Raw genomic sequence first — 1,773 nt, 5'->3', positions numbered from 1 at the left:
TCCCCTATTGGTACGTCAGGCTGCCATCGCCTTATTTCCAGCGTCTTCAGACCATTTGCGATTTGAGTTCCGGCAGGTCGAACAATCGAAAGTGCTTTCATTGGGTTCCCATCTGTTTAAAGTAATCGATTGATTCTAAAACATGACTCTCGATAAATCATATCTTCGGTAGAATAGGCGTTTTATCGAATGCTCAACTATTAAGGCAGGTGGGGATTATTAATGTCAGCTACTGGCACTTCCAGAAGAACAGATTAGGTCATGGGTAAACTCCTCTAAGGTGTTGTATGAGCGAGTGATTTGCGAATATCGATTAAGTAATATGCGAAAGGGGGGAAGTTACATTGTAGTGGCACACTGAATTTGGCCACCTGATAAGAGGTGATATCATCACCTCAGCACATTAAAGGTGACCTCATGACCGGACGTACCAGAAGAACTTCAGCCCTGAATATCGTCTTGAAGCAGCACAACTCGTTCTCGACCAGAATTACTCCGTCGCTGACGCAGCCAGAGCGATGAATGTTGGTGTTTCCACGATGGATACGTGGGTTCGCCAACTCAAGGATGAACAGGCGGGTAAATCGCCTAAAGCAATGCCCATGACGCCAGAACAACTCGAGATACGCGAGTTAAAAAAACAGATACAACGTATTGAAATGGAAAATGATATTTTAAAAAAGGCTACCGCTCTCTTGCCGCTGACATGCGACAAAGATGATGAAAGAACTGAATATTATTAGTTGTCAGCAACCCGGACATCGCTATAAAAAAGTATCTAAAGAACATGTTGCGACGAACGTATTGAAATGGAAAATGATATTTTAAAAAAGGCTACCGCTCTCTTGATGTCAGACTCCCTGAAAAATTCTCGTTAGTTGAGAAACTCAGGAAGCGGTTTCCTGTTGCCACTTTATGCAACGTGTTCGGGGTACATCGCAGCAGTTACAAGTACTGGCGCATGCCGAAAAAGCCTGACGCCACGCGGGTGGCATTACTGAATCTTGTCCGGGAAGTTCATCACGCCAGCAATGGCTCCGCCGGGGCACGCAATATTGCGGCCATGGTCGCGGCTAAAGGTATGAATCTTAGCCGCTGACATGCGACAAAGATGATGAAAGAACTGAATATTATTAGCTGTCAGCAACCCGGACATCGCTATAAAAAAGCATCTAAAGAACATGTTGCGATCCCGAATTATCTGGAGCGACAGTTTGCCGTCACTGAACCCAATCAGGTCTGGTGCGGCGACGTGACTTACATCTGGACGGGGCAGAGATGGACATATCTGGCCGTTGTTCTGGACTTATTTGCACGTAATCCCGTTGGCTGGGCGATGTCGTTTTTCCCCGATTCATCGTTGACAGTCAAGGCATTGTCGATGGCATGGGAACGCAGAAATAGACCGGCCAACGTTATGTTCCATTCGGATCAGGGAAGCCATTATACGAGTACTCAGTTCAGGCAATTATTGTGGCGATACCAGATTAAACAAAGTCTGAGTCGACGGGGCAACTGCTGGGATAACAGCCCAATGGAACGCTTCTTCCGCAGTCTTAAAACAGAATGGGTACCTTGCACCGGCTATAGTCATTTTTCTGATGCCCAGAATAGCATTATGAATTACATAACGGGTTATTACAGCCAGCTCCGTCCTCATCAGTATAATGGCGGGCTGACGCCGAATGAATCAGAGCAGCTGTTCTGGAAAAACTCTAAAACCGTGGCCAGTTTTTGTTGACCACTACATAGTCCATGAGCGCAAATGGATTT

1 pseudogene is annotated in these 1,773 nt (G+C 46.0%); it reads left to right on the top strand.

The features are described 5' to 3' along the window. Positions 1–425 precede the first annotated feature (425 nt). Positions 426–1,741 (top strand): annotated as a pseudogene (locus B4923_RS20645) (IS3 family transposase); the annotation flags it as partial. Positions 1,742–1,773 lie beyond the last annotated feature (32 nt).

This window comes from Brenneria roseae subsp. americana, assembly GCF_003115815.1.
In the GTDB taxonomy this organism is placed as follows: Bacteria; Pseudomonadota; Gammaproteobacteria; order Enterobacterales; family Enterobacteriaceae; genus Brenneria; species Brenneria roseae.
This window is presented reverse-complemented; position numbering and strand designations above follow the sequence as displayed.